Annotated in this window: 2 protein-coding genes; one reads left to right on the top strand and one right to left on the bottom strand. The window is 69.5% G+C overall.

Going from position 1 to position 2,483, the window contains the following annotated elements; all coding sequences use genetic code 11:
• Positions 1-452 precede the first annotated feature (452 nt).
• The gene (locus AC1D01_RS29915; protein ID WP_477872904.1) at positions 453-1,865 is read right to left on the bottom strand and encodes an aminotransferase-like domain-containing protein; all 1,413 of its coding nucleotides are present in this window, start codon (positions 1,863-1,865) and stop codon (positions 453-455) included.
• A 173-nt stretch (positions 1,866-2,038) separates the two neighbouring features.
• Here AC1D01_RS29915 and AC1D01_RS29910 point away from each other — a divergent pair.
• On the top strand, positions 2,039-2,483 hold a 445-nt coding region (locus AC1D01_RS29910), incomplete at its 3' end, for an aminotransferase class III-fold pyridoxal phosphate-dependent enzyme (protein ID WP_477872902.1).

The raw sequence follows: 2,483 nt of genomic DNA, 5'->3' as shown, positions 1-2,483 counted from the left end.
CAGCCAGCTCCGGCGCCCCGTCCCTATTGGCGCTCCACAGCCTCCCCGCACGCGCCTTTGGGCACCACCGCTCTTTGGGTGAGGTGACAAGCGAACAAGTGAAGGTTGATGCCCGGGTGTCACCCGGGTTTGTTCTTGGCACGCATCGAGCCACCGGTTCGGCAAAGGCGCGGGCGGGGGGTGTGGGGAGCGCCAATCAGGACGGTGCGCCGGAGCTGTGCAGTTTGATGGCCCGCGCGCGCCAGCGCGCTTCGTGCACTGACTGTCGCCGACTGTTTGACCACAACGAACGAAGTGAGTGGAGGGAGTTTCGGCGACGGGCCTTCAAACTGCGCAGCGCAGGGGAGTCATCGCCCCGCCAGGGGCGATGACCGCACCGGCCGGCGAGCCCCACACCCCCCGCCCGCGCCTTTGYGCGCGCAAAACTGCGCAAGCTCTGCAAGGAGGGGCACCTATGCAGCTTCCTGCAGCCGGATCTGCGCCGCGAGGAAGCGATACAAGCGCTCGTCGTCACTGAAGGCCACGTTGAAGCGCAGCCAGCCGGTGGGCCGCGGCTCGACCAGGAACAGCTGCCCCGGCCCGAGCATGATGCCGTCTCCCACCGCCTGCTGCGACAGCTCGGCGCCGTCGGGCAGGTCGGGGTGGCGCGCCCACAGGTACATGCCCGCCTTCGGCTCGCCGAACAGTTCGAACCCCAGCCCGGTGAGCCGCTGCGCGACCCGGCCGTGCGCATCCGCCAGCCGGTCGCGCACCGACTTCAGGTGCTTGCGCCAGCGCCCTTCGGTCAGCGCACCGAAAGCCAGCCGCTCGGTGATGTCCGACGAGGTCAGGCCCGATACCATCTTCAGCTGCGCCAGCTCGTCCAGCAGGTCGGGCCGCGCGACGACGTAGCCGACCCGGATGTTCGGCGAGATCGTCTTCGAGAAACTGCCGACGTAGACCACGCGGCGCAGCTGGTCGAGGCTGGCGAGCGACGGCCGCAGTTCCGGGTCCATGTCGGCGCAGATGTCGTTCTCGACCAGGGTCAGGTCGTTCGCCTCGGCCAGCTGCAGCAGCCGGTAGGCCTGCGCCAGCGGCGTCACCGAGCCGGTCGGGCTTTGCAGCCGCGGCTGCGTGAAGAAGACCTTCGGCCGGTGCTCGGCCAGCAGCGCCTCCAGCGCCTGCAGGTCGTAGCCGGCCGGCGTGCGCGGCACGCCGATCAGCCGCGCCCCCAGGAAGCGCAGCATGAACATCAGGTTGGGGTAGCCGGGATCGTCCACCAGCACCGGATCGCCCGGCTTCAACAGGCGGCGCGCCACCAGGTCGAGTGCCTGGCTGGAGCCCTGGGTCAGCAGCACCTGCTCGGCGCCGACCGCGATCTGGTGCTCGGCCAGCGATTCGGCCACCAGGATGCGCAGCGCCATGTGGCCGTGCGGCAGCCCGTAGCCGCCCAGTTCGGCGCCATCGGCCGCCATCTGGCGCAAGCTGCGCCGCACGCCGTCCTCGAACAGCCAGTCGTGCGGCAGCCAGCCGCAGCCGGGCTTCAGCGGCAGGTTGCGGTTCTCGAAGATCTGCTTCAGGTACCACTGCGCATTGAAGCGCAGGTCGGCCACCGGCCTGGGCACCGGGATCGCCGCCGGCACATCGGTGGCGCGGCGCTTGACGAAGAAGCCGGCGTTGGCCCGCGAGGTCAGCCAGCCCTGCGCCACCAGCCGGTCGTAGGCCTCGACCACGGTGAACACGCTGACGCCGTGCGACGCCGCGAAGCCCCGGATCGACGGCAGCTTGGCACCGGGCTTGAGCGACTGGTCCGCAATCAGGCGGCGAAAGCCGTCGACGATCTGGCCGACCAGCGGCATCGGGGAGTTCGGGTTCAGCGTGAACATCGGTGGCAGCTAGGCGTTACTTCATCGTGCGTGGCGCACCGTATAGGGGCTTGCATGTACAGGCACCCGGCCCTGCACAGTACACCGAATCGCCGCGCCGTCTGTACATGGCGGCCCGCGTTCGCGATGCCTACAGTCCGCCGATCGCATTTTCCGCCAACCCGAGTGAAGCCATGCAACGCGAAGCCCACCTGACCAATGCCGCCCTGATGGCCCGCCGCCAGGCCGCGATCGCCCGCGGCGTCGGGCAGGCGCACCCCATCTTCGTCAGCCGCGGCCGCAATGCCGAGGTCTGGGACGTCGAAGGCCGGCGCTACATCGACTTCGCCGGCGGCATCGCGGTGCTGAACACCGGCCACTGCCACCCGGACGTGATCGCCGCCGTCAAGGCGCAGCTCGACCAGTACACGCACACCTGCTTCCAGGTGCTGGCCTACGAGCCCTACGTCGAGCTGGCCGAGCGGCTGAACGCGCTGGCACCCGGTGCGTTCGAGAAGAAATCGCTGTTCCTGACCACCGGCGCCGAGGCGGTCGAGAACGCCGTCAAGATCGCGCGCTCGTTCACCCGCCGCCCGGGGGTCATCGCCTTCACCGGCGGCTACCACGGCCGCACCATGC

This window comes from Rhizobacter sp. P3_B12 (assembly GCF_056402895.1).
The sequence above is the reverse complement of the archived record's forward strand: the minus strand, read 5'-3'. Positions and strand labels throughout refer to the sequence as shown.